At 72.8% G+C, this 25,666-nt stretch carries 26 protein-coding genes, 1 tRNA gene and 1 pseudogene; 7 read left to right on the top strand and 21 right to left on the bottom strand.

Annotation, left to right across the window (positions count from 1 at the left end):
* Positions 1-6: 6 nt before the first annotated feature.
* The gene (locus tag IE239_RS06560; RefSeq protein ID WP_190148287.1) at positions 7-582 is read right to left on the bottom strand and encodes a MarR family winged helix-turn-helix transcriptional regulator; all 576 of its coding nucleotides are present in this window, start codon (positions 580-582) and stop codon (positions 7-9) included.
* A gap of 412 nt (positions 583-994) precedes the next feature.
* Between IE239_RS06560 and IE239_RS06565 the strand changes: the two genes are divergently transcribed.
* A complete protein-coding gene (locus IE239_RS06565; protein ID WP_069773421.1) occupies positions 995-1,192 on the top strand; it encodes a hypothetical protein in 198 nt (65 codons plus the stop codon).
* A 373-nt stretch (positions 1,193-1,565) separates the two neighbouring features.
* Here the strand turns inward: IE239_RS06565 and IE239_RS41850 are convergent, their stop codons facing one another.
* From IE239_RS41850 to IE239_RS06610, 9 genes are all read right to left on the bottom strand, one after another.
* A complete protein-coding gene (locus IE239_RS41850) occupies positions 1,566-1,808 on the bottom strand; it encodes a hypothetical protein (protein WP_229877846.1) in 243 nt (80 codons plus the stop codon).
* An 845-nt stretch (positions 1,809-2,653) separates the two neighbouring features.
* The gene (locus IE239_RS06575; protein WP_190148289.1) at positions 2,654-3,580 is read right to left on the bottom strand and encodes an RNA polymerase sigma factor SigF; all 927 of its coding nucleotides are present in this window, start codon (positions 3,578-3,580) and stop codon (positions 2,654-2,656) included.
* Between the two features lie 299 nt (positions 3,581-3,879).
* A complete protein-coding gene (locus tag IE239_RS06580) occupies positions 3,880-4,764 on the bottom strand; it encodes an RNA polymerase sigma factor SigF (RefSeq protein ID WP_229877847.1) in 885 nt (294 codons plus the stop codon).
* Positions 4,765-4,972: 208 nt separating this feature from the next.
* On the bottom strand, positions 4,973-5,266 hold the full coding sequence (locus IE239_RS06585) for a Dabb family protein (protein WP_190148291.1): 294 nt from the start codon (positions 5,264-5,266) through the stop codon (positions 4,973-4,975).
* A 41-nt stretch (positions 5,267-5,307) separates the two neighbouring features.
* Positions 5,308-5,484, bottom strand: a complete 177-nt coding sequence (locus IE239_RS06590) for a hypothetical protein (protein ID WP_167467658.1) — start codon at positions 5,482-5,484, stop codon at positions 5,308-5,310.
* Positions 5,485-5,711: 227 nt separating this feature from the next.
* Positions 5,712-5,796 (bottom strand) — tRNA-Ser (locus IE239_RS06595).
* A 57-nt stretch (positions 5,797-5,853) separates the two neighbouring features.
* Positions 5,854-6,285: a tRNA adenosine(34) deaminase TadA gene (gene tadA / locus IE239_RS06600; RefSeq protein WP_190148292.1), complete on the bottom strand. Its 432-nt coding sequence runs from the start codon at positions 6,283-6,285 to the stop codon at positions 5,854-5,856.
* A 50-nt stretch (positions 6,286-6,335) separates the two neighbouring features.
* A complete protein-coding gene (locus IE239_RS06605; RefSeq protein WP_190148330.1) occupies positions 6,336-6,887 on the bottom strand; it encodes a tRNA adenosine deaminase-associated protein in 552 nt (183 codons plus the stop codon).
* Between the two features lie 325 nt (positions 6,888-7,212).
* Positions 7,213-7,413 carry a hypothetical protein gene (locus IE239_RS06610; RefSeq protein ID WP_190148293.1) on the bottom strand — a complete coding sequence of 67 codons (201 nt, stop codon included), beginning with the start codon at positions 7,411-7,413 and terminating at the stop codon, positions 7,213-7,215.
* A gap of 156 nt (positions 7,414-7,569) precedes the next feature.
* On the opposite strand from IE239_RS06610, the gene upp reads away from it, so the two are divergent.
* Complete coding sequence (gene upp, locus IE239_RS06615) at positions 7,570-8,205, top strand: uracil phosphoribosyltransferase (RefSeq protein ID WP_190148294.1); 636 nt, start codon at positions 7,570-7,572, stop codon at positions 8,203-8,205.
* Between the two features lie 102 nt (positions 8,206-8,307).
* Here the strand turns inward: upp and IE239_RS06620 are convergent, their stop codons facing one another.
* A complete protein-coding gene (locus IE239_RS06620) occupies positions 8,308-8,976 on the bottom strand; it encodes a LytR C-terminal domain-containing protein (protein WP_190148331.1) in 669 nt (222 codons plus the stop codon).
* A gap of 199 nt (positions 8,977-9,175) precedes the next feature.
* A complete protein-coding gene (locus IE239_RS06625) occupies positions 9,176-9,472 on the bottom strand; it encodes a type II toxin-antitoxin system VapB family antitoxin (RefSeq protein WP_004943146.1) in 297 nt (98 codons plus the stop codon).
* Positions 9,473-9,680: 208 nt separating this feature from the next.
* Between IE239_RS06625 and IE239_RS41855 the strand changes: the two are divergent.
* Positions 9,681-9,935 (top strand): annotated as a pseudogene (locus IE239_RS41855) (helicase HerA-like domain-containing protein); the annotation flags it as partial.
* A gap of 169 nt (positions 9,936-10,104) precedes the next feature.
* Here IE239_RS41855 and IE239_RS42910 read toward each other — a convergent pair.
* The 4 genes from IE239_RS42910 to IE239_RS06645 form a co-directional block, all read right to left on the bottom strand.
* Positions 10,105-10,236, bottom strand: coding sequence for a hypothetical protein (locus IE239_RS42910; protein ID WP_268254491.1), 132 nt, complete (start codon positions 10,234-10,236; stop codon positions 10,105-10,107).
* 46 nt (positions 10,237-10,282) lie between these two features.
* Positions 10,283-10,597, bottom strand: coding sequence for a hypothetical protein (locus IE239_RS06635; RefSeq protein WP_190148295.1), 315 nt, complete (start codon positions 10,595-10,597; stop codon positions 10,283-10,285).
* Between the two features lie 240 nt (positions 10,598-10,837).
* The gene (locus tag IE239_RS06640; protein ID WP_190148296.1) at positions 10,838-11,440 is read right to left on the bottom strand and encodes an HhH-GPD-type base excision DNA repair protein; all 603 of its coding nucleotides are present in this window, start codon (positions 11,438-11,440) and stop codon (positions 10,838-10,840) included.
* A 24-nt stretch (positions 11,441-11,464) separates the two neighbouring features.
* Positions 11,465-12,208 (bottom strand): siderophore-interacting protein, encoded by a 744-nt coding sequence (locus IE239_RS06645; RefSeq protein WP_190148297.1) that lies wholly within the window; start codon positions 12,206-12,208, stop codon positions 11,465-11,467.
* A 75-nt stretch (positions 12,209-12,283) separates the two neighbouring features.
* Here IE239_RS06645 and IE239_RS06650 point away from each other — a divergent pair, with 75 nt between their 5' ends.
* From IE239_RS06650 to IE239_RS06660, 3 genes are all read left to right on the top strand, one after another.
* Positions 12,284-14,458: a penicillin acylase family protein gene (locus IE239_RS06650; RefSeq protein WP_190148298.1), complete on the top strand. Its 2,175-nt coding sequence runs from the start codon at positions 12,284-12,286 to the stop codon at positions 14,456-14,458.
* Positions 14,451-15,062 carry a GNAT family N-acetyltransferase gene (locus tag IE239_RS06655; RefSeq protein WP_190148299.1) on the top strand — a complete coding sequence of 204 codons (612 nt, stop codon included), beginning with the start codon at positions 14,451-14,453 and terminating at the stop codon, positions 15,060-15,062. The genes IE239_RS06650 and IE239_RS06655 overlap by 8 nt, the downstream gene beginning before the upstream one ends.
* Positions 15,063-15,504: 442 nt before the next feature.
* Positions 15,505-17,469, top strand: a complete 1,965-nt coding sequence (locus tag IE239_RS06660) for a copper resistance CopC/CopD family protein (protein WP_190148333.1) — start codon at positions 15,505-15,507, stop codon at positions 17,467-17,469.
* A gap of 96 nt (positions 17,470-17,565) precedes the next feature.
* Here the strand turns inward: IE239_RS06660 and IE239_RS06665 are convergent, their stop codons facing one another.
* Positions 17,566-18,033 (bottom strand): acyl-CoA thioesterase, encoded by a 468-nt coding sequence (locus IE239_RS06665; protein WP_190148300.1) that lies wholly within the window; start codon positions 18,031-18,033, stop codon positions 17,566-17,568.
* On the bottom strand, positions 18,030-19,226 hold the full coding sequence (locus tag IE239_RS06670) for a macrolide family glycosyltransferase (protein ID WP_229877849.1): 1,197 nt from the start codon (positions 19,224-19,226) through the stop codon (positions 18,030-18,032). The genes IE239_RS06665 and IE239_RS06670 overlap by 4 nt, the downstream gene beginning before the upstream one ends.
* 415 nt (positions 19,227-19,641) lie before the next feature.
* On the opposite strand from IE239_RS06670, the gene IE239_RS06675 reads away from it, so the two are divergent.
* Positions 19,642-20,964 (top strand): wax ester/triacylglycerol synthase domain-containing protein, encoded by a 1,323-nt coding sequence (locus IE239_RS06675; protein ID WP_190148301.1) that lies wholly within the window; start codon positions 19,642-19,644, stop codon positions 20,962-20,964.
* Positions 20,965-21,104: 140 nt separating this feature from the next.
* Here the strand turns inward: IE239_RS06675 and IE239_RS06680 are convergent, their stop codons facing one another.
* From IE239_RS06680 to IE239_RS06690, 3 genes are all read right to left on the bottom strand, one after another.
* Entirely contained in the window at positions 21,105-21,332 is a 228-nt protein-coding gene (locus tag IE239_RS06680) for a hypothetical protein (RefSeq protein WP_190148335.1), read from the bottom strand.
* Positions 21,333-21,401: 69 nt separating this feature from the next.
* A complete protein-coding gene (locus tag IE239_RS06685; RefSeq protein ID WP_190148302.1) occupies positions 21,402-22,823 on the bottom strand; it encodes an ATP-binding protein in 1,422 nt (473 codons plus the stop codon).
* Positions 22,824-22,898: 75 nt separating this feature from the next.
* Positions 22,899-25,334 carry a helicase-associated domain-containing protein gene (locus IE239_RS06690; RefSeq protein ID WP_190148303.1) on the bottom strand — a complete coding sequence of 812 codons (2,436 nt, stop codon included), beginning with the start codon at positions 25,332-25,334 and terminating at the stop codon, positions 22,899-22,901.
* Between the last annotated feature and the right edge of the window lie 332 nt (positions 25,335-25,666).

Below are 25,666 nucleotides of genomic sequence, written 5' to 3' on the forward strand. Positions count from 1 at the left end.
CTTCTCTTACGTCGCTTGTGCGGGTGTACGGGTGGTCGGTGTCCGTCCGCTGACCGGGACGGTGGGTTCGCTCACCGGGACGGCGGGAACGGCAGGCGGGTGAGCCGCGGGAGGCGGGGACTCGGGGGGAGGCGGCGGCCGGTGCGGAACCGTGCGGCAGTCGCCGAAGCTGGCGCGCAGCCGGGTCAGCAGTCCGATGAGCTGGCCGACCTCGGCGTCGGACCAGTCGCTCAGCCGCTCGGCCAGGAAGCCGGCGCTGCGGCGGGACAGTTCGACGAGCATCGCGTGCCCCTCGGGGGTGAGGTGCAGGATGCGTGAGCGTTTGTCCGCCGGGTCGGGGGAGCGTTCGATCCAGCCCCGGTCGGCGAGGTGCGCGGCGTGTCGGCTGGTCACGGACATGTCCACGGCGAGCAGCTCGGAGAGGTTGCTCAGGCGCATGTCGCCGTGACTGCCCAGCAGGGCCAGCACGGCGGCCGAGCCGGCGGGGCAGTCCTGCGGCAGGATCCGCCCGAGATCCCGCTTCACCGCCCCGACGGCACTGAGCTGACGCGCCAGCTCCTCGTACTGCGCCTGCCCTGCCATCACACCTCCCGGTATCGTTGCTTAGGGCAACCATAGAAGCGATTGGTTGCTGCAGGCAAATAAAGTGGGCTCCAGGGCCACAAAAAGTTGGCAAAGGCAAGTATCGCTGCGGTAAATGCGCAGGTGGAAAGCCCACTCGCGGCAGCACGCCACCGCCCCGGCCGGACTCACGCGGCAGCACGCCACCGCCCCGGCCGGACTCACGCGGCAGCACGCCACCGCCCCGGCCGGACTCTGGCAGCAGCACACCAACGTCCCGGGCCGGACTCTTGCGGGCGCACGCCACCGCCGCGGCCTGACTGTCTCGGGCCGGGGCCGCCGCCCGGCCGGGACTCCCTCGGGGCGGGTGCCAGGAACTCCGCGAGGACCCCCGCTTGGGCTCGCCCACCCGTTTTCGCTAGTGTCTCGGCCCATGGCTAACACCCAGGGCCCCCAGGGCAACCACGACCCCGCCGGCAGCACCCAGATGTTCCGCGCGTTCGTCGACGAGGGCGCCCCTCGGGCCGCTCAGCCGGCCCCCGCGCCGGCCGGCTCCCGCATCGGCCTGATCGTCGGCATCGTCGCCGCTGTCGTGATCGTCGCGGCAGTCGCCTGGCTCGCGCTGAAGTAACTTCCCTACGAAGCAGCGCGGGTGGGCGCGGGCGCCCGGGCGAGCACGGACGCGACGACCGGCACGGGACGTCGTCCCGACGACGTCGCCGCGCCCGTGCCGGTCGTCGCGCCCGCGCCCCTACCGTCGTCGCGCCTGCGCCCTCCCGTCTCAGGGCCCGCGCCTCACCGTCGCCGCGCCCGGGTGCTCCCTCGGCTCTCCCACACGGGCCCGGCCTCGCGGGCCATGCCTTACTGACTCTGTTTCAGAGTCCTCTGCCGCACGGGGTCCTCTGCTTCACGGCTTCTTCTTGCCTGCCGCACCGGCCCGTATCCCACTCAGACGTCTACTCACACCCGCACTCCGGCTCTGGCTCTGGCTCCGGCTCTGGTCCTCACTCCCACCGCACCGACACGTCACGTGTCTCGATGTGCATCCCCAGGGGTACGCGCCACGCGTCGACGCACACCGTCCAGGTCCGCTTCATGCGCGTCCCGGCGGGGATCGGGGTGGGCAGCGGGGCCGTCGACTCGCGGGTGGCCCAGTCCGTGCCGAGCACATCCACGACATGGGAGCCGAAGGTGATCGTCCCCGAACCGACTGCGGTGCCACCGGAGTTGACGAAGGTCAGGGTCACGTCCTCGCACCATCGCTGATCCGTCTTCACACGGACGGGCTCGCTCACGGCGAGGGAGGCCGGTCCGGCGGGCGGAGCGCCGGACGAACCCGGCGACGTCGGCGAAGACGCCGGTGACGAGGGCTGAGGTGGTGGTGGCGGTGCGGGCGGGCCGGGGGACGTGCGACCGGCGGCGCCGGCCTCGTCGGGCGCGCCCCGCGCCGGAGCCCCTCCGGCGCCGGAAGCGGGCGCGGAGCCGGGCGTCCGGCCTCGCGGTTCGGCAGCGCTGGTCGCCGCCCCCGCCGCGCTCGTCGCCGGAACGCTCGGACCGGGTGTGCCGCCGGGGGCGTCGGCCTGCCCGTCCAACGGGACGAGACGCACCCCGCCCGTGGGGCCCGCCGTGCCGCCCGGGCCCGGCGTCGCCGGGCCCCCTGCCGCGCCGATGGCGACGTAGTCGCCGCCGTGGCCGCCGCCTCCGCAGCCGACGGCCAGTCCCGCCGCTCCCACGACGACGGCGGCAGCCGCCGACGCACCCCATGCGGCGCGTCGCCGGCCACGTGCCCGTGTCGGACTTCGCATCCCGGCAGTCTGCCTGACGTGGCGTCAGGAAAACAGCCTCGGCTCGTCGGGAAAACAGCTCTCGGCTCGTCAGGAAAAAGAGCTGTGGGCTCGTCAGGAAGAAACAGCCTCCGACTCGCCAGAAGGCAGCCCCCGGTCCCGGTCGGTCGCCGCCTCCACCCGTCCTGACGGACGAGCGGGAGCGAACTCGACTCACGAGAAGGGGCGTTGGGGCAGGCGACGGACGCGGGGCGGGACGCGCTCCCTGGGAGGGTCCCACCCCGCTCCGGACGGCCGGACGACGGGCTCTAGTCGGAGATCAGGCCCTCGCGCAGTTGCGCCAGGGTCCGGGTGAGGAGGCGGGAGACGTGCATCTGGGAGATGCCGACCTCTTCGCCGATCTGCGACTGGGTCATGTTGGCGAAGAAGCGCAGCATGATGATGCGGCGCTCGCGGGGCGGAAGCTTGGCCAGGAGGGGCTTGAGGGACTCCCGGTACTCCACGCCCTCCAGCGCGGTGTCCTCGTAACCGAGGCGGTCCGCCAGGGAGCCCTCGCCGCCGTCGTCCTCCGGGGCCGGGGAGTCCAGCGAGGAGGCCGTGTAGGCGTTGCCGACCGCGAGGCCGTCGACGACGTCCTCCTCGGACACGCCCAGCACCACGGCGAGTTCGGCGACCGTCGGCGAGCGGTCCAGCTTCTGGGAGAGCTCGTCGCTGGCCTTGGTGAGGGCCAGGCGCAGCTCCTGCAGCCGGCGCGGGACGCGCACCGACCACGACGTGTCGCGGAAGAAGCGCTTGATCTCGCCCACGACCGTCGGCATCGCGAACGTCGGGAACTCCACGCCGCGTTCGCAGTCGAAGCGGTCGATCGCCTTGATCAGGCCGATGGTGCCGACCTGGACGATGTCCTCCATGGGCTCGTTGCGCGAGCGGAAGCGGGCCGCCGCGTAGCGCACGAGGGGGAGGTTGAGCTCGATCAGCGTGTCCCGGACGTAGACGCGCTCGGGGCTGTCCTCGGCGAGCGTGGCCAGTCGCAGGAACAGGGAGCGGGACAGGGTGCGGGTGTCGATGGCCCCCGTGGCCGTGAGAGCCGGGGCCTCGGGGGCCTCGGGGGCTGTGACGTCGTCGAGCACGTCGAGCACATCGGGCTCGACCGGCGCGACAGGCGCGACGGGCGCGGACTCGCTCGGCGTGAGCGTGAGCGTGAGCACCTTCGAGCTGCCCTGTTCTGCGGACATGCCACCCCCTTTGGGTCGCGGGACGGTCGCGGCGCAACGCCCCCGCTTGAGGAACGTCAGCCTTCACCTGAATACCGGAGCCGAAGCCCCGGCAAACGCTCTTCCGGCAGAATGTCACATGTCGGCAACACGCTGTAGTGACATGTCGACATGTGAGTGACGAATCAGCCCTGGAAACAGGGGGTCTGACGGCTTTTCAGCGCGAATCCGTCGGGAAAGGCCGAGGTGGGTGATTCGCTCCCAACGGTGACGACTCGGTCGGGCGTGCGATCCCTTATCGAGTGACGTGTCCCGCCCCGTCAGGCCTCGATGCGGTTCGCGGAGCGAAGCCGCTGGAAGGAACGGGCGAGCAGCCGGGACACGTGCATCTGGGAGACGCCGAGTTCGGCGCTGATCTGGGACTGCGTGAGGTTGCTGTAGTACCGCAGGAGGAGGATGCGCTGTTCCCGCTCCGGCAGTTGGACCAGGAGGTGTCGGACGAGGTCGCGGTGCTCCACGCCGTCCAGCGCCGGGTCCTCGTAGCCGAGGCGGTCCAGCAGTCCGGGCAGGCCGTCGCCCTCCTGGGCGGCCTCCAGCGAGGTCGCGTGGTACGAGCGGCCCGCCTCGATGCAGGACAGCACCTCGTCCTCGGCGATCCGCAGCCGCTCGGCGATCTCGGCCGTCGTCGGGGTACGGCCGAAGGCGGTGGTGAGGTCCTCGGTGGCGCTGTTGACCTGCACCCACAACTCGTGGAGCCGGCGCGGCACGTGGACCGTGCGGACGTTGTCGCGGAAGTACCGCTTGATCTCGCCGATGACCGTGGGCATGGCGAACGTGGGGAACTGCACGCCCCGGTCCGGGTCGAAGCGGTCGATGGCGTTGATCAGACCGATGGTGCCGACCTGGACGACGTCCTCCATCGGCTCGTTGCGCGAGCGGAAGCGGGCCGCCGCGTAGCGCACGAGGGGGAGGTTGGCCTCGATGAGCGCGCCGCGCACCCGGTTGTGCTCCGGCGTGCCCGGCTGGAGTTCCTTGAGTTCGCCGAAGAGCACCTGGGTCAGCGCCCGGGTGTCCGCGCCGCGGCGCCGCTCCGGGGCCGGCGCGGCTTCCGTGGCGGCCTCCGGCACGGTTTCCAGGGCGGGGGCCGGTGCGGGTGCCGGGGGTGCCTCTTCCTGAGGCGGCGCAGTACTGGCCGACACGGTCAACGCCACCTCTTCGTCAGGTCAACATCGGTCAACTCATCCGTCAAAAGCGGTCATAGCATCACAAGACATGTGCACTGTGTGCAAGCACCTCATAATGCCGTGTTGGGGGTCAAGTTGGGGCTTTCTCGTCTCCTCGGACGTGCGAAAGCCCTCCGCCGTCAGGGCGGAGGGCTCCGTGCCGCGGGCGCGGCGTGCCGGGCGGGGCGGCTCAGAACTCGTAGTCGGCGACCACCCAGGTGGCGAACTCGCGCCACAGAGCGACGCCCGACCGGTGGTCCGGGTGCTCCAGGTAGCGCTTCAGGGCGTCCGCGTCCTCGACCGCCGAGTTGATCGCGAAGTCGTAGGCGATGGGGCGGTCGCTGACGTTCCAGCCCAGCTCCCAGAAGCGAAGTTCCTCGATCTTCCCGTCCAGTGCGCGGAAGGCCGCCTCGCCCCGCACGACCCGGGGGTCGTCGCGCTCGACGCCCTCGTTGAGCTTGAAGAGGACCAGGTGGCGGATCATGGGAACTCCTTGTGCGTACGACGGTCTCCTGCGAGCCCGGGCTACTTGGCCCCGTCGGCGAGCCAGGTGAAGAAGTCGCCGATGGCCTTGGCGGCGTCCGATATGCCCTGGAAGCCTATCTGGACGTAGTCCGCCGCCTTCGCGGGGTCGGTGATGATCACGTAGAGCACGAAGACCACGAGCATGTAGACGGCGATCTTCTTGGCGTTCACCGCCACCTGGCCTCCCCTGTAGTGCCCGCTCGGGCCCGTGTTGACGGCCGCGAGTGTATCTGGAAGTGCTATTTACACACCGCTTTTGAACGCCACGGCGCGTTCGTGAACAGGTTCCCGCTCTCCGGACGCAAGCCGGCGGGAACGGCGCCCGGGAGAGCGGGGCGCGGGAAAAAGGGGCGTGGAGACGCGCGAAAGGCCCGGCTCGATGAGCCGGACCCTTCGTCCACCAGCGGTAGCGGAGGGATTTGAACCCTCGGTGACTTGCGCCACACTCGCTTTCGAGGCGAGCTCCTTCGGCCGCTCGGACACGCTACCGAGGGAGACCTTACAGCAAGGTGAGCCCCGGTTTGAAATCGGTATCGGGCGGCCGTCTCAGCGCTCCCGGAAGAACTCCGTGAGCAGTGCGGAGCACTCCTCGGCGAGGACTCCCTGGACGACCTCGGGGCGGTGGTTGAGCCGGCGGTCGCGGACGACGTCCCAGAGGGAGCCGACCGCACCCGCCTTGTCGTCCCGCGCGCCGTAGACGACCCGGTCCAGCCGGGACTGGGTGATCGCGCCCGCGCACATCGTGCACGGTTCGAGCGTCACGACGAGCGTGCAGCCGGACAGCCGCCACTCCCCGAGCGCCTCGGCCGCCCGCCGGACGGCGAGCACCTCGGCGTGCGCCGTCGGGTCGCCACCGGCCTCGCGTTCGTTGTGGCCCGTCGCGAGGACCGTCGTGCCGTCGGCGGCCAGCACGACGGCGCCGACCGGGACGTCTCCGTCCCGGGCGGCGAGCCGGGCCTGGTCCAGGGCGAGCCGCATCGCGGCCCGCCAGCGGTCGCGTACGGGGTCCGACGGCGTCTGCGGTGCGGTCAGCGGACGGTCTCCAGGACCTCCGAGGCGCCCAGGGCCTCGGCGATCTCGTTGACGGCGTCCTCGGACAGCGCCCTCAGTTCCTTCTCGCCGACGCCGAGGTCGTCGAGGATGCGGACGTCGCCGACCGGGCCGTGCGGCACGGCCTCGGCGGAGCCGCCGCCCACGACGACCTGGGCTTCCTCGTCGTCGTCCTGGATCTCGTCGTCGGCCTCACCGTCCTCGGTGCCGTCGAGGTCGAGGGCGTCCAGGACGTCCTCGTCACCCGGGTCCCGGCCGAGCAGTTCGTCGGTGAGCAGGATCTCGCCGTACGAGCTGCGGGCGGCCGCGGCGGCGTCGGAAACGTAGATGCGAGGGTCCTCCTCGCCGTCGATGCGGACGACCCCGAACCAGGAGCCCTCCTGTTCGATCAGCACGAGCACCGTGTCCTCGTCGGGAGAGGCTTCCCGGGCCAGGTCGGCCAGATCCGACAGGGTCTCCACATCGTCGAGCTCCGTGTCGCTCGCTTCCCACCCGTCTTCGGTGCGCGCGAGCAGTGCGGCGAAGTACACCGTGACTCTCCCACTGGTCATAGGCGTGCCGGTTGGGGGTCCCCCCGGCGGAGGTTGCGGGCGGAGAGAGAGCTCAGGCTCCGAGCCCCACCCACTCGGAATCGTGGCAGAAACAAGGCGTTCAGGGGACGTCTTCGGCTCCCTGTGTCCGGTGGTTTTGATCGCACGTCCGCGGTGACGTCCGTGAGCGACTCACCAGCGCACCAGTTGCGGCCACGAGCGGATCGTACGCGGGTTTGCCGTGCGGCCACGCACCCCCACCCCCACGCGGCCCCCGTGACGGTGGCGATCTTCCCCGAATGCCCCAAGTCCTGCACGGCCGCCGCTACCAGCGGAAGGTGCGCATGCGCATCGCGTGGCGCAGCCGGGCGGTCTTGGCGCGGCGCGGCTGGACGCGGTCGCGCAGCTCGCGGGCCTCGGCCAGCTCGCGCAGGAACCGGGCGCGCCGTCGGCGGCGCTCGGCGTCACTCTCGGCGCGGTCGGCGCGGCCGGCCGCCTCGGGCGATTCGTCGGGCAGGTCAGGCATCAGCACACCACCCCGGGTACCCCGGTTCGTCGTCATACCTGCCCCTCGCTTTCCCTCCGACGGGCGGTTTGATGCCGACGAACGGCTCAAGTCGGGGGGAAAGGTTCACTGTGTGTGGGGACGCCGGGCGGGGTGGGCACCGTTACTGTTGTGGACATGCGTCTCCACGTCGTCGACCACCCTCTGGTCGCCCACAAGCTCACCACGCTGCGCGACCGGCGCACGGACTCCGCGACCTTCCGCCGGCTGGCCGACGAGCTGGTCACCCTGCTCGCCTACGAGGCCACGCGTGACGTGCGCACCGAACAGGTCGACATCACGACGCCGGTCGCCTCGACCACCGGCGTCAAGCTCTCCTACCCGCGGCCGCTCGTCGTGCCGATCCTGCGCGCGGGGCTCGGCATGCTGGACGGCATGGTCCGGCTGCTGCCGAGCGCCGAGGTGGGCTTCCTCGGCATGATCCGCAACGAGGAGACCCTGGAGGCGTCCACCTACGCCACGCGCATGCCGGAGGACCTCTCCGGCCGGCAGGTGTACGTCCTGGACCCGATGCTGGCCACCGGCGGCACGCTGGTCGCCGCGATCCGCGAGCTGATCCGGCGTGGCGCCGACGATGTGACGGCCGTCGTGCTGCTCGCCGCCCCGGAGGGCGTCGCGATCATGGAGCGTGAGCTCGCGGGCGCGCCGGTCACCGTCGTCACGGCGGCCGTCGACGACCACCTCAACGAGCTCGGCTACATCGTCCCGGGTCTGGGAGACGCCGGCGACCGGCTGTACGGAGCGGCCGAGTAGGCCGTCCCGCGGGTCCGTCCGCCGGCCCGTCTGGAGGCCTCGCGCCCTGCGGGGCCCCTCGGGCGGGGCTCTGGCTCCCGCTCCCGGCTCCTCGGCGGGGCTTCAGCAGCCCTTCTTCGTGGACGGCGTCGGCTTCGGCGCGGTCAGGGCCGTCAGCGCCCTGGCGGCGTCCGGACGGCTGGTCAGCGACTTGAAACCGTTGCCGATGATCAGGTCGACGGCCGTGCCCGCACGGGCCGCGTCGGTGCGGCGCTCGGCGGCGGTCAGCTGGGTGGCGAGAACCGGCAGTGAGGTGTTGAGCGAGGAGGCGGGGCCGAGGAGCAGTCCGGCGCCGGTGACCTTCTTGTCGTACTGCTTGGCGGCGTTGCCCACCTCGCCGATCCGGAAGCCGCGCTTCTTCAGCTCGTCCGCGGTGGTCTTGGCCAGGCCGCTGCGGGTCGTGGCGTTGAAGACGTTCACGGTGATCTGCGCGGGCTTGGGCACCGAGCCCGCACCGACGCCCGCTGCGGAGGCGGACGGCGAGGCGGCCGCGGAGGGGACCGCCCCGGCCTTGGTCCTGTTCGTCCCGGCCGTCTTCCGGGAACAGGAGGCGTCGGCGGCCGTGGCCGTCCCTCCGCCGCCTGTGAAGACGTCGATGAGCTGCAGGGCGCCCCAGCCGGCCACGCCGAGCACGGCGCCGCACGCGACGACCACGACGGCCAGCCTGCCGCGTCGCCGGTGGGGGCGCATGCGGGGGTACTTGTCCCCCGTGATCCGGTACTTACCGCCCATGCCCGGGGGCGTCAGCATGCTCATGGGCGCAGCGTAGTGCGCCCGGGCGGCCGTGACTAATAAACGATCATCCGACACCGGGTGGGGGCAGGGGAAAGAACCCGAAAGGATCAGTCCGAGGTCGCTGCGGGGCGAACGGGGCGGCCGACGAGGCCATGTCGATCCGGTCGTGCGACGGCACGGCGGGGCCGCTCCTGCGTCAGTCCAGCTCCAGCACGCGCGCGTGCAGCACCTGGCGCTGCTGGAGCGCCGCCCGCACGGCCCGGTGCAGCCCGTCCTCCAGATACAGGTCGCCCTGCCATTTCACGACGTGCGCGAACAGGTCGCCGTAGAAGGTGGAGTCCTCCGCGAGCAGGGTTTCCAGGTCGAGCTGCTGCTTGGTGGTCACCAGCTGATCGAGGCGGACCGGGCGCGGCGCGACGTCCGCCCACTGCCGGGTGCTTTCCCGGCCGTGGTCGGGGTACGGCCGGCCGTTTCCGATGCGCTTGAAGATCACACGGAAAGCCTACCGGTCCAGACGTTCCGGGCGCAGCCATGGAGACGGAGTGCGACGCTGGAAAAGACATGATGAACAGGGGTAAAACGGATCGACGGCCCGTCGGCGGGCGAGTCGACGAGCGCCGCTGACCTCGTCGTGGGGCGCGCGTCACGGGCCCTGCCCTCGCCTGGGGCGCTGTGCTGGGGGCGGCGTCTGCCCGGCGTCCGTGTGCCGCGCGCGCCCCCCTTCCGGCACTGAACAGGAGCGGGCTCCGGCACTGAACAGGAACGGGCCGGGTGCGGACGCCACCGGGAGTTGCGGGACAGGAACGCTGCGGCTGACGGCCGGGCAGCTCTCGGCGCAGGGCATGCCGTTCGGCCACGCCGACGTCGAGGGCGACCTGTCCGGGACCGGCCCCCGGGACGGTGCACGGCCGGGCGCGCGGGCCAGGGCGGCGGAAGTCGGCCAGAAATGGTCGGCGACCGGCTTCCCCCGCCGAGCGCCACGCCGGACGGATCCGACCGGACCCGGGGAATTGGGGCAGCCGAGGGCATCAAGTGCATCGACGGCATTCATCGAGGGCATCGACGGCATCGACGGCATCGGCCCGGCGGAGGCGGCGGCTGCGGGGCCCCGCCCCCGCCGACCGGTCAGCGGTCCCGCTTCGCCTGCGGCTGTTCGGGACGGGGCTGCCGTTTCGTCTGCGGTGCCGGTGGGGGTGTGCTGCGGACGGCCTCCGCGCGCAGCAGGGCGCGCAGGACCGCGTACGGGTCGGTGGGCATGACGGTGCTCCTCGCGTCGTACTGACTGGACTCGGCGCGGTGCCCGTCAGCAGCGCAGGACCACGGTGCGCAGGCAGCGCACGGTGTACGGAGAGGTGGCCGGCGAGGCGGGGAGCGGCCGGACCGTCGCGGCCGCGGGGGCCGGAGCCGGACGGGGCGTGGAGCCCAGGGGCGCGGCGGGACGGTGGGCGCGGGGGGCGGGCCGCAGCGCCGCGCCGAGGACGTCGTACTCCCCGATCTCGGCGGCGGCGACCGGCGGTGCGGAGAGCTCGGAGGGCGCGCTCGGCGCCAGCAGCGCGAGCAGCAGCACGAGCACGCGCAGCCAGCCGTGGCTGCGGGAGTGACTGCGTGCGGTGCCCATGGAAGGCATTTCCCCGCGACCCGCACGGGGTTCAGCACGACGGGCCCGGATACGCCCGTTCGGCGCACACGCGACCCGCGGGCGGGCGCGCGGGGAGGAGGGCGGGAGCGTCCGGTTGCCGGAGGCCACCCGTCGGGGGCGGTGCTCCAGGCCGCCGGACTCCGAACCGGGCGGGCCCCCGCTCAGACAGTGCCCCGGGCCGGCGGGCCGCGCTCGGGTGTTCGCTGGTTCTTCAGTTCTTCAGTTCTTCTTGGCCTTGGCCGGTTTCGCGGCCTTCGCCGCTGCCTTCATCTCCTGTTTGTGGGCCCGTACCTTCGTCAGGGACTCCGGCCCGGTGATGTCGGCGACGGAGCGGAAGGACTCCGGTTCGCCGTAGGCGCCGGCCGCCTCACGCCAGCCCGTGGGGCGCACGCCGAGCTGCTTGCCCAGCAGGGCGAGGAAGATCTGCGCCTTCTGCTTGCCGAAGCCGGGCAGCCCCTCCAGGCGTCCCAGGAGTTCCCTGCCGTCGGCGACGTCCTTCCAGACGGCCCCGGCGTCACCGTCGTAGTGCTCGACGAGGTACTGGCACAGCTGCTGGACGCGCTTGGCCATGGAGCCGGGGTAGCGGTGCACGGCCGGCTTCTCGGAGAGGAGCGCGGCGAAGGAGTCCGGGTCCCGGGCGGCGATGTCGTGCGCGTCCAGGTCGTCGGCGCCGAGCCGGTCGGCGATCGTGCGGGGCCCCTTGAACGCCCACTCCATCGGAACCTGCTGGTCCAGCAGCATCCCGACCAGCGCGGCGAGCGGGGAGCGGCCGAGAAGCTCGTCCGCCTCGGGGTCCTGGGAGAGGTGAAGGGTGGCGTCCATGCGTCGATGATCCCGCCTGGGACCTCAGCTCGCGCGCCAGTACCCGAGCGCGTGCAGCCGCTCCTTGGGGACGCCGAGCTCCTTGCGCACGTACGCCGAGAGCGTCCGGGTGGTGCCGGTGTCGCAGGCGATCCAGACGTACGGGTCGGGGGTGGCCCGCAGCAGGCCGGGCAGCTCCGCCTTCACCCGCTCGACGAGATGGCCGCCGGAGTCCCGCCGGGGCACGTGCCGGATCTCGTGGCGCGCGGGGTCGGTCAGGAAGGGCAGACCGGCCGAGTCCTCGGCGGAATTCTCGAACCAGACGGTCGCCGGGGCGGATCCCAGCGCGCTCTCGCCGTCGCCGAGCAGGGAGTTGACGGCGGGCAGCGAGGCCGGGTCGCCGATCACGAGGACGTGGGAGGGGGCCGGGGAGGGGGACGTGAAACCGGTGCCCTGGACGGTCGCTTCGATGGTGTCGCCGGGCTTCGCCGCCCGTGCCCAGTCGCTGGCGACGCCGTCGTGCAGGGCGAACTCCAGGCCGAAGGCGCCGGCCGCCGGGTCGGGGTCGACCAGGGTGTAGGCCCGCTGGTGCGGCCGGCCCGCGTTCTTGAACCAGAGCCGCACCCACATCGTCGGATGGACGCCGGTGGCGGCGAGCAGCCCGCCGTCGGAGAGGCGCAGCCGGCGGTAGCGGTCTGTGACGTCCTGCGTGCCCGTGACGGTGAGGGTGAAGTCCTTCGCCCGCATCATGCGGAGGACCGCGCCCTCCCAGCCCCGCCCCTGCGCCATGACCTGCCCGCCCCTCGCGTACGATTCCGCAGAATACTTAGGGCAGCCTAACCTAAAGCGCAAAGGGGCCACAGGGTGACCACCGAGATCTACCGCGACGCCTGGGGCGTCCCGCATCTGCGCGCCGACAGCGCCCTCGCACTCGCCCGTCTCCAGGGGCTGGTCACGGCACGCGACCGCGCCTGGCAACTGGAGGTCGAGCGGCACCGCGCGCGTGGCGCCTCGGCCGCCTTCCTCGGCCCCGACGCCCTGTCCTGGGACGTGTTCGTGCGCCGCGCCCGCCTCGACGACACGGCGAGACGCTGCTTCTCCGCGCTGGAGAGGCAGGACCCGGAGACGGCGGACTGGGTCCGGGCGTACGTCGACGGCGTCAACGAGGGCCTGGCCGCCGCCGACGCCCCCGAGTTCGCGGCCGTAGGCCTCGCGCCGGGCCGCTGGGAGCCCTGGACCCCGCTCGCCGTCTGGCTGGCCACGCACATCCTGTTCGCCGGGTTCCCCGCCAAACTGTGGCGCGAGGAGGCCGCCCGCCGGCTCGGCCCCGGGGCGGTCGGCCTGTTCGCCGCCGACGGCCCCGGCTCCGCCGGCAGCAACGGCTGGCTGGTGAGCGGGGACCGCACGGTCACCGGCCAGGCCGTCATCGCCGGCGACCCGCACCGCTTCGTCGAGGATCCCGGCGTCTACCAGCAGATCCGCCTGGCCTGCGACGAGTTCGACGTCGTCGGCCTCGCCGTCCCCGGCGTCCCGGGCATCGCGCACTTCGGCCACACCGGCACGGTCGCCTGGGCCATCACCAACGCCATGGCCGACTACCAGGACCTCTACCGCGAACGGCTGCGCCGCACGGGAACGGGCGTCGAGGCGCTCGGCCCGGACGGCGTCTGGCGGCGGGTCGCCCGCCACACCGAGCCGGTGCGCGTCGCGGGCGGGGACACCGTCGAGGTGGAGGTGCTGGAGACCGAGCGGGGGCCGGTGATCGCGGGCGGCCCCGAGGGCCTCGGCGACGGCGAGCGCCTGGTCGATGGTGAGGTTCTCGGTGACGGCGAGTCTCTCGGTGACAGCGAGGGCCTCGTCGACGGCGCCCCGCTCGCCCTCGCCCTGCGTTATCCGCCCCGCGTCACCGCCGACCTGGGTTTCCAGGCGCTGCTGCCCCTGCTCCGGGCCCGCCGGGTCGCCGACGTGGACCGCGCCTTCGACCTCTGGGCCGAGCCGGTCGACGTCGTCCAGGCGGCCGACGTCGAGGGCGGCCTGCTGCACCGGGTCGCGGGCCGGGTGCCGCTGCGCGCGGAGTCCAACGGCGCGCGGCTCGCCCCCGCCTGGGAGCCCGGTCACGAGTGGACCGGCTGGCACGAGATGCCCCGCGCGGGACTGACCGACGGCGTCGCCGTGATGGCCAACCAGCGAGGCGTCGCAACTGAGTTGGGCGTCGAGTTCGCCGCGCCGCACCGCGCCGACCGCATCCGCGCCCTGCTGGCGCAGCGCCGGCGATGGTCCGCGTCCGACATGCCGGCGCTCCACACGGACACGTATCTCGCCTCCGCCGCACCCCTGTTGGACCGTCTCTCCGCCCTCGAAGGGCTGACCGGACCGGCCGCCGACCTGCGCGAACGGCTCCTGCGCTGGGACCGCCGCATGGACGCCGACAGCCGGGACGCGGCCCGCTTCGCGACCCTGCGCAGCGCCCTCGTCCGCCGCCTCGCCGCCCACCCGGCCTTCGCGGGCCTGACCACCCCGCCCGCCTACCCGGAGGTCTTCCTGCCCTGGCTGGCCCTGCTTCCGCGCGTCGGCTTCGCCCTGGAACACCTGCTGCGCGCAAGGGAGTTGTACGGAATCGACCGGCAGCGGCTCCTGCGCGAGGCCGTGGAGGAGACCGCCGAGACGTTCGCCGCACAGCCGGACGCCCGCTGGGGCGACACCCACCGCCTCGCCCCCTGGCGGGCCCTGCCCGACCCCTCGGGCGAGGCCCCCGACGCCCCGGTCCCCGAGGCCCCGGCTCTCGACGGCGACCACGACTGCGTGCTGTGCACGTCGGCCGTGCCCGGCTGGACCGACCTCGCCGCGCGCGGCCCCGCCGCCCGCTACGTGTGGGACCTGGCCCGCCGCGAGGACAGCCTGTGGGTCGTCCCCTTCGGCGCGTCCGGCCTCCCCGGCCACCCCCACCACCACGACCAGCTCCCTCTGTGGCTCGAGGGCGAGCTGGCCCCGGTCGTCACCGACTGGGCACTGCTGACGAAGGAGAGCGACCATGGATGACCGTCATGCGCCCGCACACGCGTACGTCCACGAGCAGACCGTCGAGGGGTTCGGCGCCGTAGGTCTGCGCCCCCTCGACCCCGAGGAGGACGCGGCGACCGTCCACGCGTGGGTGAGCGAGGAGCGGGCCGCGTTCTGGGGCATGACGGGACTGACGCGCGACCAGGTCGCCGAGACGTACGCCCACCTGGACGCACTGGACACCCACCATGCCTTCCTGGCCGAGCTGGACGGCGTCCCGGTCGCCCTGCTGCAGACCTACGAGCCCACCGCGGACCGGGTCGGCGAGGTCTACGACGTGGAGACCGGCGACATCGGCGTCCACGTGCTCCTCGCACCGGCCGACGAGGGGGGCGCGCGGCCCGGCTGGTCGGCGGCGCTGATGGGCGTGTTCGCCTCCTATGTGCTGCTCGGCCTGGACCGGCGGCGCGTCGTGGTGGACCCCGACGTGCGCAACACCAAGGCGGTCGCCCGCTTCCTGCGGCAGGGCTTCGAGGCGGGCCCGGTCGCCACGCTCCCCGAGGTCGACCTGCCCGACGTGTACCTGCCGGAGAAGAGGGCCCAACTCGCTTTCCTGCGCCGGGAGACCGTCTTCCCCGCGTGACGGCTCCACGGCGACGGCCCCCGCGTGACGGCTCCCGGTGCAGCCCCCGACACGGCCCCCGAGCGGCCCCCGGCGCGGCCACGGGCCGGGGGCCGCTCGGCGTCGGCGCGGACAGCGCCGTGGGTCCGGCATCGGCCGGGAGGAGGCCGGCCCGGTGAACCGGATGCCCTGTGCATGCGTACGTACCGGCGAGCACGCGAGTCTCGGATCACGAGTTCCGAGCAGGCCTCGAGCAAGGCGGAGCGGTGACGTGAGCGAAAGCCACGAGGACGGACGACAGTGCGGCGGGTCCCAAGGCGACGGTCGCGAGGGTGACGGCGGCCACCGCCATGACCGCCACGGCGACGGCCGTCATGGCGGTGACCGCCACGGTGAGGGCCACGGCGACGGCCGTCATGGCGGTGGCCGCCGAGGCGACGGCCGACGGCGGCTTCGGGGACTGGTGCTGCTGGGCTCCGTGCTGGTCCTGCTCCTCCTCGGCGGCGGACCGGCCTCCGCGCACGCGGCCCTGCGCGGCGCCGACCCCGTCGACGGAAGCGTCGTCAAGACGGCCCCCCGCTCCATGACCCTCGCCTTCACCGAGTCCGTGGCCCTGCTGGACGACTCCTTCCGCGTCTTCGACCCCGACAACCAGCGGGTGCGCACGGGCAGGCCCGAGCACGTGGACGGCCGCGCCGACACCGCGCGGGTGACCCTGCCCGGCAACCTCGGCACCGGCACGTACACGGTGGCCTGGCGGGTCGTGTCGGCGGACAGCCACCCGATCGCCGGCGCGTTCACCTTCTCCGTCGGCAGGCCCTCCGCCGTCCCGCCCACCCTGCCCAGCGCCTCCGTCGAGGACCCGGCCACCAGCGGCCTGTTCAACATCGGCCGCTACGTCGCCTACCTCGCCGCGGCCCTCCTCGTGGGAACGGCCGTCTTCGTCGCCGTCTGCGGTCCGCCCGACATCCGGCCGCTGCGCCGGCTTCTGTCCGCCGGCTGGTGGGCGCTCGTCGGATCGACGGTGTTCCTGCTCCTGCTGCGCGCCCCCTACGAGACCGGCGCCGGCCCGGCCGAAGCCCTCGACCCCTCGGGTCTCACCCGCACCCTGGGCACCCGCCCGGGCCTGGCCCTGGTCACACGCCTCGCCCTGCTGGCGGCGGTCGCGGTCCTCCTCCGGCGGCAGCGGGGGCTGCTGAGGGAACGCGACGGCGGGCGGCCGTCCCGTCCGGCCCTGCTGACCGGCGCCGCGCTGGCGGTCGGCCTGACCCTGACCTGGGCGGCCGCCGAGCACGCGTCGGCCGGCATCCAGGTCCCTGCGGCGATGACCTCCTCGGTGCTGCACCTGCTCGCGATGGCCGCCTGGCTGGGCGGCCTGACGGCCCTGCTCACCCTGCTCCACCGCGCGTCGGTCCCCTCGCACGTGGTCAACCGCTTCTCGCGGCTCGCGGCCCTGTCGGTGACGGTCCTGGTGGTGACCGGCGTCTACCAGTCCTGGCGCGGCCTCGGCTCGGTGTCCGCCCTGACGGACACCACGTACGGGCGGGTGCTGCTGGCCAAGCTCGCCGCCGTGGCGCTGCTGCTGCTGGCGGGGGCGTGGTCACGCCGGACGGTGCACGGCGCCGCGCGGACGACGACGGCGAAGACCACGGGCGCCACGGCCACGACGGCGGGGGAGACCGAGGCCGGGGTGGCGGCCGGGGCGGCCGAGACCGGCGTTGCGGCAGGGGCGACCGTGGCGGCGGGGGCGACCGTGGCGCTCAGGAAGGAGGTCCGGGTGCCGGAGCCGGTGGGCGGCTCGTCGTCGCACCGGCCGTCGGACGACTCACCGTCGTCCGGTGTCCCGCAGGCCGAGGACCCCCGGACCGAGGAGCCCGCCGCTCCCGAGCGGTCTCACCACGAGCCCCGGCCGCTCGCCCCGGCCGGTGAGGACAGGCGTCGGTCGTTGCGCCGCTCCGTGCTGGCCGAGGTCGCGGTCTCGGTCGTCGTCCTCGTCCTGACGACCGTGCTGAGCGGCACTCTCCCGGGCCGGGCGGCGGCCGAGGCGGCGGCGTCCGAGCAGTCGGCCGGGCTGCCCGTGGCCTCCGTGACCGACGTCCCCTTCTCCCTCGGCTCCCCGGAGACCGGCGAACTGCGCGGCAAGGTGCAGGTCACCCTGGACCCGGGCCGGGTCGGCGGCAACAAGCTCCAGGCCGTGGTCTACGGCCCCGACGGCGGCTTCGTCAGCGTCCCCGAACTGCGCATCTCCTTCAGCCTTCCCGACCGGGACCTCGGCCCTCTCGACTCCAGGATCGCCAACCGCGGCGGCTACTGGGGCGCCGACGCAGTGAACCTGCCCATGCCGGGCGAGTGGGAGATGAAGGTGACGATCCGGGTGTCGGACATCGACCAGGTGAGCGAGTCGAAGCCGGTCCGGATCGAACGCTGAGCCGACCCGGCGGCGTGCCGACCCGCCGACCCGCCCGCACACACGCGCCGGCCGGGAAGGACAGGGGGCGGCCGGGGCTCAGCGTCCCGTCCGAACTCAGCGTCCCGCCTCGGGCGTCGCGTGCCGGGCGGCCAGCGCGAGTTCCGCCTCCTCCAGACGGCGGGAGCAGCGTGCGTCCGGGTCGTAGGCGACGGCCGTGCTCACACAGGTGCAGAACACCCGGGCGTCGCGGGTGACCCGGCTGGTGACGCGGAAGGACGAGCGGCGCAGGTCGCCGATCGTGGTGGTGACGGTGACGGGCTCCGGCTGCAGCGTCAGAGGCTCCGAGTAGTCGAGTTCGTGGCGTGCGTAGACGAACCGGGGCCGGATCTCCTGGCCGGGCAGCCCGGGGCGCAGATAGAACATGTCGATGTGGGCGTCCTGGATCATCTCCAGCAGCCGGACGTTGTTCACATGGTTCATGGAGTCCAGGTCGCTCATGCGGACCTGGCGCAGATACAGGTGCGGCCGGCAGTCCGCCGCGGTGGTCGTGCGGCGGACGTCGGCCGCCAGGGCGTGGGTCAAGACGTGACTCCTAGAGAAGGGCTGCGGGCCGACAGGGCCCGCTCGATCAGGTCCGCGGCGGCGCCCGCCCCTCCCGCCGCCGCGATCTCCCGGCGCATGTCCGCCACGGCGGCGCGGATGCCCCGGTCGGACGAGACCCGCAGCACGGCCTCGCGCAGCGCCTCCGGAGTGACGGTCTCGCGCGGCAGATGGACGCCGAGCCGCAGGCGCTCGATCTGCGCGGCGTTGATCCGCTGCTCGGCCATCTGCGGGACCGCCACCAGCGGAACGCCGTGGTGCAGCGCCTCCATCGTGCCGCCCATCCCGGCGTGCGTGACGAAGGCGTCCGCCTGCGCGAGCACGGCCAGCTGGGGCACGTGCGGATGCACCTCGACGCTGTCGGGAAGCGACCCCAGCCCGTCCGGAGGGACGGCGGAACCGACGGACATCACCACATGCCAGGGCAGCTCGGCGAAGGCCTCGACGCAGGCCCGGTAGAACTGGGGCCGCCGGTTGAACTGGGAGCCCAGCGACACCAGCAGCACCGGCCGGTCCTGCCGCGGGGGCTGCCAGGAGCCCTGGTAGGAACGGTCCCCGAGGGCCGGCCCGGCATAGGCGACGTGCCGCGCCATGACCGTGTCCGACCTGCGCTGGAAGGCGCGGGGGAAGAACGCGACGGCGTGCTCCGGCCGCACGAGATCCTGGATCCGCGCGCTGTCCACCCCGTGTTCGGCGAAACCGGCCACGAGTTCCGCGAAGCCCGGCACCTGGGGGAGCCCGGGCACGCCGAAGAACTCGGGGACGATGCCGTCGTAGGCGAGGTGGGTGGGAGACGCCACCACCGTGGGCGCCTGCCAGCGGGCCGCCAGCAGCAGACCCGCCAAGCCGTACACGTCGCACAGCACCAGATCGGGCCGGTCCCCGTCGTACGCCCTGGTCAGCGCGGGCAGGCCGGCCAGCGCCAGCCGGACGACCCGGGCGAAGCCCTCGCCCATCTCCTCCGGCGCCTCCGAACCGTCCCCCGTGTCCGGGTAGAACACCGGCTCGGCGCCGGCCGCCTTCACCTGGTGCACGAAGTCCTCGGTGATGGCGTAGGTGACCCGATGCCCCCGTCGTACGAGCTCCTCGACGACCCCCAGCGTGGGATTCACGTGTCCGTGCATCGGGACGTTGAACACGGCGATGTGCGCGGGATGCGCACGGGTACCAGGCACGACACGTAACTCCTGTCCGGCGCGGAGCCGGTGCGGGGACCGAGGACGGGCGGGGACCGGGGGCGGATGGGGATGGGGGCCGGGGGGGGATGGGGGCGAGGACGGGCGGGGACCGAGGACGGGTGACGGGGCGTTCCGACGCGAACGCGAACGCGGACGCGGAGTCCCGATTAAAGGCGCTCCGACACCGCTCCCGACCGCAAACCTGCTGCAGTGTCACCCCATCAGGGAGCCTGCGCGCCCGCGCGTTGACACCCCGCGGGAGGCGTGCCACGTGACCGCCGGTCCGATCGGCCGTTGGGGGTACAGGACGTCGTCCGCCGGCGGCCGGTCCACGAAAGGACCGGGCCATGACAGGGACGGCCCATGACAGGACCGGCCCATGACAAGGACGGCCCACGACAGGAGCAGTCTCATGCCCGGATCGCATCTGCCCTTGCTGGAAGAGGGGATGGCCCGCTGGCCGTTCGGCCCGCCCCACGCCGGTATCGCGCTGGACTTCACGGGCGCGCCGCCCGCGCTGGACGAGCTGCGGGCGCTGGTGGAGGAGCGGTGGAAGGCGGTGCCGCGTCTCACCCAGACCCTGGTCGCCCCGGGCGCCCGGCCGGGCCTGGCCTGGTGGACCGGCCGGCACCGCTGGGCCCGCGCGGACGGCCACGAGCCGGCGGGACAGGTCGACGGCGTCGACGGCACTCTCCGGGACGCGGTGCGGCAGTGGTTTCACACCCCCTTCCCCGCGGGCCGTCCGCCGTGGGGACTGCACCTCCTGCGGGGCTCGACGCGGGGCGAGTTCTCCCTGCTGTTCCGGATGCACCACAGCCTGCTCGACGGTCGCTCCCTGACGACCCTGCTGCGCGCTCTCTTCGACGACGGCCGCCCACTGGACGGCGCCGCCTCCCTGGCGGTGCCCGGCCCCCGGCGGCGGACGGCGCGCCCCGCCGCGGCGGCGGGCGGCCCGCCCGGGCTGCTGACCGCGGGACGCGCCGTGCCCCTGCCGCACCAGGGCGCACGGGAGCCGGCCTACGCGCTCGTCGCGCTGCGCGCCGACGTTCTGCGGGCGGCGCGGGAAGCCGCGCCGGCGCGCAAGGCGACCACCAACGAGGTGTTCCTGGCGGCGGTCTCCGGAGTCCTGCGCTCCCGGCTCCGCGACCGCGACACCGACTCCGACGCCGCCCCCGGATCCGCCCCCCGGCCGGTCTGGCTGTCGGTTCCGGTCGACGAACGCCCCGACGACTGCGGGGAGTTCCTGGGCAACGCGTTCGCCAACGTGCGGGTCCCCGCGCCGGTGACGCTGGCCGACCCGGCGGCGCGGCTGACCGCCTGCACCGGCCTGCTGACGACCGTCACCCGGACCCGGAGCACCTCGGAGAGACTCGTCGAGGGCACGCTCGCGGCACTTCCCGGCGCGACCATGGCGCTGGCCGGCGGCAAGATCTTCGCCCCCGCCTACGCGCCGGCCGCCTGCTCCTACGTCCACCTGCGCGAACAGGCGCCCACCCTGGCCGGACGACCGCTGCGCAGCCTGAACATCGTCCCCATGGTGCCCCCGGCCGGCACGGCCACCTTCGCCCTGGGCGGCTGCGCCCAGGGCCACACCCTGAGCGTCGCCACCAACTCGGGCAGCCAGGACGCGGCCCTCCTGGCTGAGGCCTTCCTGGCCGAACTCGCCTCGCTGGCGGAGCGGTGCGCGGAGCAGGCGCGGGCGCAGACGCCGGACGACACCGGACGAACGTGCTGACCTGCGGTGCAGCGGGTGCGGGCGGAGCTTCTGAACGGCGCTGTACGCCGGTGACCCAGCCAGAAGTGCAACCAGGGAAGCGGGGCAGTGTGTGTGTCCAGCTTCTGCCCGTGGCCTCCGGTCGGTGGGGAATCGCCTCTTCAACCGCCGTTCTGCGACCGGGCCGCGGTGAGCGCGGTGACCGGGTCACTGTTGGCTGGTGCCGCGGGCCACCATGCGCCGTCGTCCTCTCGGAGGCAGGGGTACCAGCGGATGTCGAGGCCCAGGCGCAGTTGGACGCAGCCTCCGCAGCGGGAGCCAGGCGCAGGCGCCGCGGCACAGGCGAGCAGGGTCTCGGTCTCGGCGCGCGGGACGAGCAGCCGCTCCACTCGGTCGGCTCGCTCCCCAGCCGTGCGGCCTCGATGACGAGCGCCGGGCCCGCCGGGTCCAGTTCCCGCTCACGTCCTGAGCCAGGCGCCGAGCAGTTCTTGGGGACCGTACACGGCCTGGAGGCCGGAACAACCGACTCCGTTGCGGGAGACCGCGACGAGCGGTACCGGCTCGTCGGTGATCGCTGCCCGGTGCTTCTGCAGTGCGGCCAGGTCGTGGCTGTCGAACGCGGAGTTCTCCAGCCACTTGACCGAGCCGAGGAAGAGCAACTGCTTGGCCACCGGCTGCCGGTCGGCGCCCACCAAGTCGATTTCGATGTCGTTGCTGCGGGTCCAGTACCCGCCGATCGCCGGGGCGGCAGGCAGGGGCCCGTCCGGCAGGAGACGGGCGAGGGATTCCCGCACCAGGGGCTCGACAGCGCGGCCCCGCCAGCTCGTCCACTGCTCCTGGATGCGGCTCAGCGTGAGATCCCCCCGCATCCGTTCGATCTCCGCCATGTGCGGATCCAGAAACGCGAGCCAGAAACGCAGGTAGGGGTCTGCCACCCGGTAGCGGCGTTCCTTCGACGGCCTCAGGGAGAGGGGGAGTTCGGCGGCCACGACCCGTTTCTCGGTCAGCACGTCTGTGGCTCGGGTGAGAGTGGTGTGGGCGATACCGCCGGCCGCGCGCGCGATGTTGGTGAAGGTCCGCTCCCCGGATCCGATGGCCCGCAGTACCTCCCTGCTCATCGCCTGTGGTGGAAACTCCGCGGCCAAGGAGCGTTCGGCGGAGACCAGCAGGGCCGAGATGGGGTTGTCCAGCGAGTCGCGGAGGAACTCCCAGACGTCGGCCCCGGCCCGCCACTCCGCGCAGATCAGGGGAAGACCCCCCGTGACCAGCGCGGCGTCGAACGCGGCCGCCGGCGACAGGGCGAGCATCTCGCCGATGTCGGCGGGGTTGAGGGGCCCGACGATCATTTCCCGCCCCCGCTGGTGAAAGGGGCGGTCGTAGCTGTTCAGCGCCTCCATCATCGACAGATCGGACCCGACGAGGAGGAGAAGTACCGGCTTTCGGCTGAGCAGCCGGTCCCATGCCCGCTGGAGCATGCCCTCGAAGGCGTCGATGCGGTCCATGAGATACGGAACCTCATCGATGACCACCACGCTCGGGCGGTCGTCGGGAAGCATCTCCGCGAGCAGCCTCAAGGCCGCGTTCCACTGCGCCGGGGTCTCCTCGGAGAACAGTTCCCGCTCCGGCAGGTTGCATCTGGCGACGGCGTCGAGCAGCTCCGTCAGTTCGTCCTGTGCCGTGCCGCCCGCAGCGGTGAAGAAGAGGTACGGCGTCTCGGTACGCCGGAGGAACTCCTCGACGAGGCTGGACTTGCCGACCCGCCGTCTTCCCCGCATGAGGACGCATTGCCCCGGTTTCGCCGACCCGACGGCATCGCGGACCGCCTGCAAGGCGGTGCCGAGCACGTTCAGCTCGCGATCCCGTCCGATGAAACGACGCATGGCAAGCCTCCCGGTAGGGATAGTATCGCCAGAGATACTATCCCTATTGATACCGATCCTGGTTGCCGACTCTCTCTATTCGGGCACGGGGCTCATGACGCCGTGGATGCGGGACAGGGTGAAAACGCGTTTGTCCTCTCGCAGGTGGCACCAGGCTTCGAGGTAGGGCGGGTCGAGCTCGAGGCGGCTGAGGGTGCGTACTGTCCGGTTCCCCGAGGTGGCGACGTAGTCGACGATGATGGGTGCGTCGGCGTCGATGGCGTGGGCGAGCTGGCGGACGTCGCTGTACGGCAGGTGTTTCGCCCACCCTGCGACGATCTCCTCGGTGTCCGTGGCGAAGGGCGGTCCTCCGTCGAACGGCGCGGGTTCCGGAGTCGTCGGTGGTGCGGCCAGCAACTGGGCCGCCAAGGTGTTCGGGTCGACTGGGGCGGGTTTCTTCGCCGTGCCTGTGGCAGCGATCCGGCCACTGTCCCTCGCGCCGGCGCCGCGCGGAGCCGGCACCGGCGCGGCGGCCCGCTGAGGTCGGGGCTTCTCGACCCGTACCGTGCCCTCGGCCGTCTCGGCGACGGGGGCGTATCCCTCGGCCCGGAGCGTGGCGAGGGTCGTGTCGAGCGGGCTGCGGCTGATCAGCACCGTGGGCGCCAACTGCTGGAGCCCGAGCTTGGCGAGCTTGCGGTGGGCGGCGAGTTCGGCCAGGAGAGCGGGTTCGTCGCCGTGGATGACGCAGGCGGCGGGGGCGACGCGCACGCGGCCGTGGCCGCGTGCGGTGTCGGCGATCAGGTAGGACAGCGGCTGCGGCAGCGGCCCGGCGGCGACAGCGGCCAGGTCGGCCGTGATGTCGTCGCAGACACGGCCGGCGTCCAGTGCCCGGCGGATGCTGCCGGCGCTGAACCGCCACACCGATGCCGTGCCGCTGGTCTCACGGTCGGCGACGGAGTTCAGGAGCGAGGCCAGTCGCGCGGACGGCGTGCCGGTGACGACGGCGGTGAGATCGGCGCCGATCCGTGCCGTCGCGGTGGCCGAGGGCAGCAGCCGTCGGCACTCCATGCCCAGCGCCTCCGTGTCGCCGGTCCGCAGATGGATACCGAAGGCGGACAGAGCGCCGCGAGCGAGTACGCCGAGAATTTCGGCCTCACGGATCACGGTGGCGAACGGTGTCCCGTCCAGGGGCGATGAGTGGGCGAGCGGGCGGTGCCAGGTGACCAGGGGCCCCAGACCCGAGGTGACCGTTGCGCCCTGCCCTGCCGGAAGCTGTCCGGCTGCGTCCAAGAGCCCGTGGCGAGACTGCACGCAGCCATTGCAGGGTGGTGCTCCCGCGAGAGCGGGTAGCGCCTTGTTGTCCTCATCGCGCGACTCGGTCGGGGTGAGCGGCAGGTTCCGCCATGCCTGGAGCAGTACCGCGAACTGCTCCGGGGGTTCCAGCTCCGCCCAGGCGTCGTACGCCTCGGTGGGCGCCACGCGATCGCCGTCCCGGCCCAGGAGTCCGGCGGCGTACGCCGTCTCAAGGACAAGGCGTACGACGGCGTCGTCGGCCTGCGCGGCCTTGCCGATGCGGGCCAGTTCACGCGCCCCGATCCCGCCGGACTTCAGTCGGGTCGGCGCGGTGCCCGAGCAGGCCGACAGGACCGAGACGGCACGGGACGCGAACGCCGTGGCCGCGGCCGACGCCTCGTGGTCCACCTCGGCCGGGGTGACGGACGCCGATCGCACGGAAGGCGGGAGTGGTGCGAACGGAGCGTGCCAGCCGGGTCCGCGCAGCGAGAGCGTCACCTCGGCCGGCATACGGGCCGGACCGTAGGCGTGACGATCCTGGATCAGGAGTCCCCGCTCCAGTGCCCACCGGGCGCCCGGTTCGAGGCCGGGGCCGGGAGCGCCGAACACGATGGACTGCGGCTGCCCTGGCGTGCCCTCCGCGCGGCGTTCGAGCAGCTTCCGAACTGCCGCAGGAGCTTTCGAGACCAGTCGGACGACCTGTTCCGGGTTGCTGTGATGTGCCACCAGTGCGGCCAGACGCTGCGGCTTGGTGCCCGGCGGCTTGATGCCCAGGGCAGCCAGCATGCCGCGCAGGTCCTCGGAGGTCGCGCCCGCGAGCAGCCGCTCCAGCGGCGCATCCAGTCCCAAGGGCGCGTCCCATGCCTGGCGCAGTGGTCCGGCCATGCGGAGTTTCCCCGCGCCGTCCGGCCAGACCAGAGCCTGATCGGCCAGCACTTCCAGTACGACGTCCAGTTCGCGGGTGGTTTCGTCGTCCGTCGCCCCCAGCAGCTCTGCCAGGGCATCGCGCGACGTGGGCGCACCCAGCGCCGCCAGCGCCTCGGCCACCTGGAGGTGTGGCAGCACGAGCCGTGGCAGGGCCAGTGCCACCGATCCGGGGCGCTGAAGACGGTCCGCCAGTTCCCCCACCGAGCGCGGCCCCGGAGGGGACATGGCGTCCTTCCGTGCTTCGAGCACGCGTGCCAGACGAGAGCCGTCGAGGCTGCTCAGCCATGTCGCCAGCGTTGATCGGGATTTCATGGGGGTGCACCTCGTCAGGCCGGGGAGTCGCAGTCGGGCGGGAGGCTCGGCGCCGGGTTTCCAGAATGGCGTACCTCCATGGCCGGCGAGTGCCGCATCAGAGAGGTTCCTCCCAGCAGGCGTTGGCGGCTTGTGTGTGGAAGCGCGCGCCTGACTGTTCGGTGAAATGTTCTGAATGCCGGGCGTAAGCGCAACCAAAAGTGCAACCACGCACGACGAAGGGCCCCACCGCGAACTTCCGTTCTAGTGGTCGTCGCAACACCCCAGCTCAGGGGATGCGATGGACTTCGAGATTCGGGATGAGCGGAAGCCTCAGGGGCCCCGCAGGTTGG

This window comes from Streptomyces humidus (genome assembly GCF_014649655.1).
Classification (GTDB): Bacteria; Actinomycetota; Actinomycetes; order Streptomycetales; family Streptomycetaceae; genus Streptomyces; species Streptomyces humidus.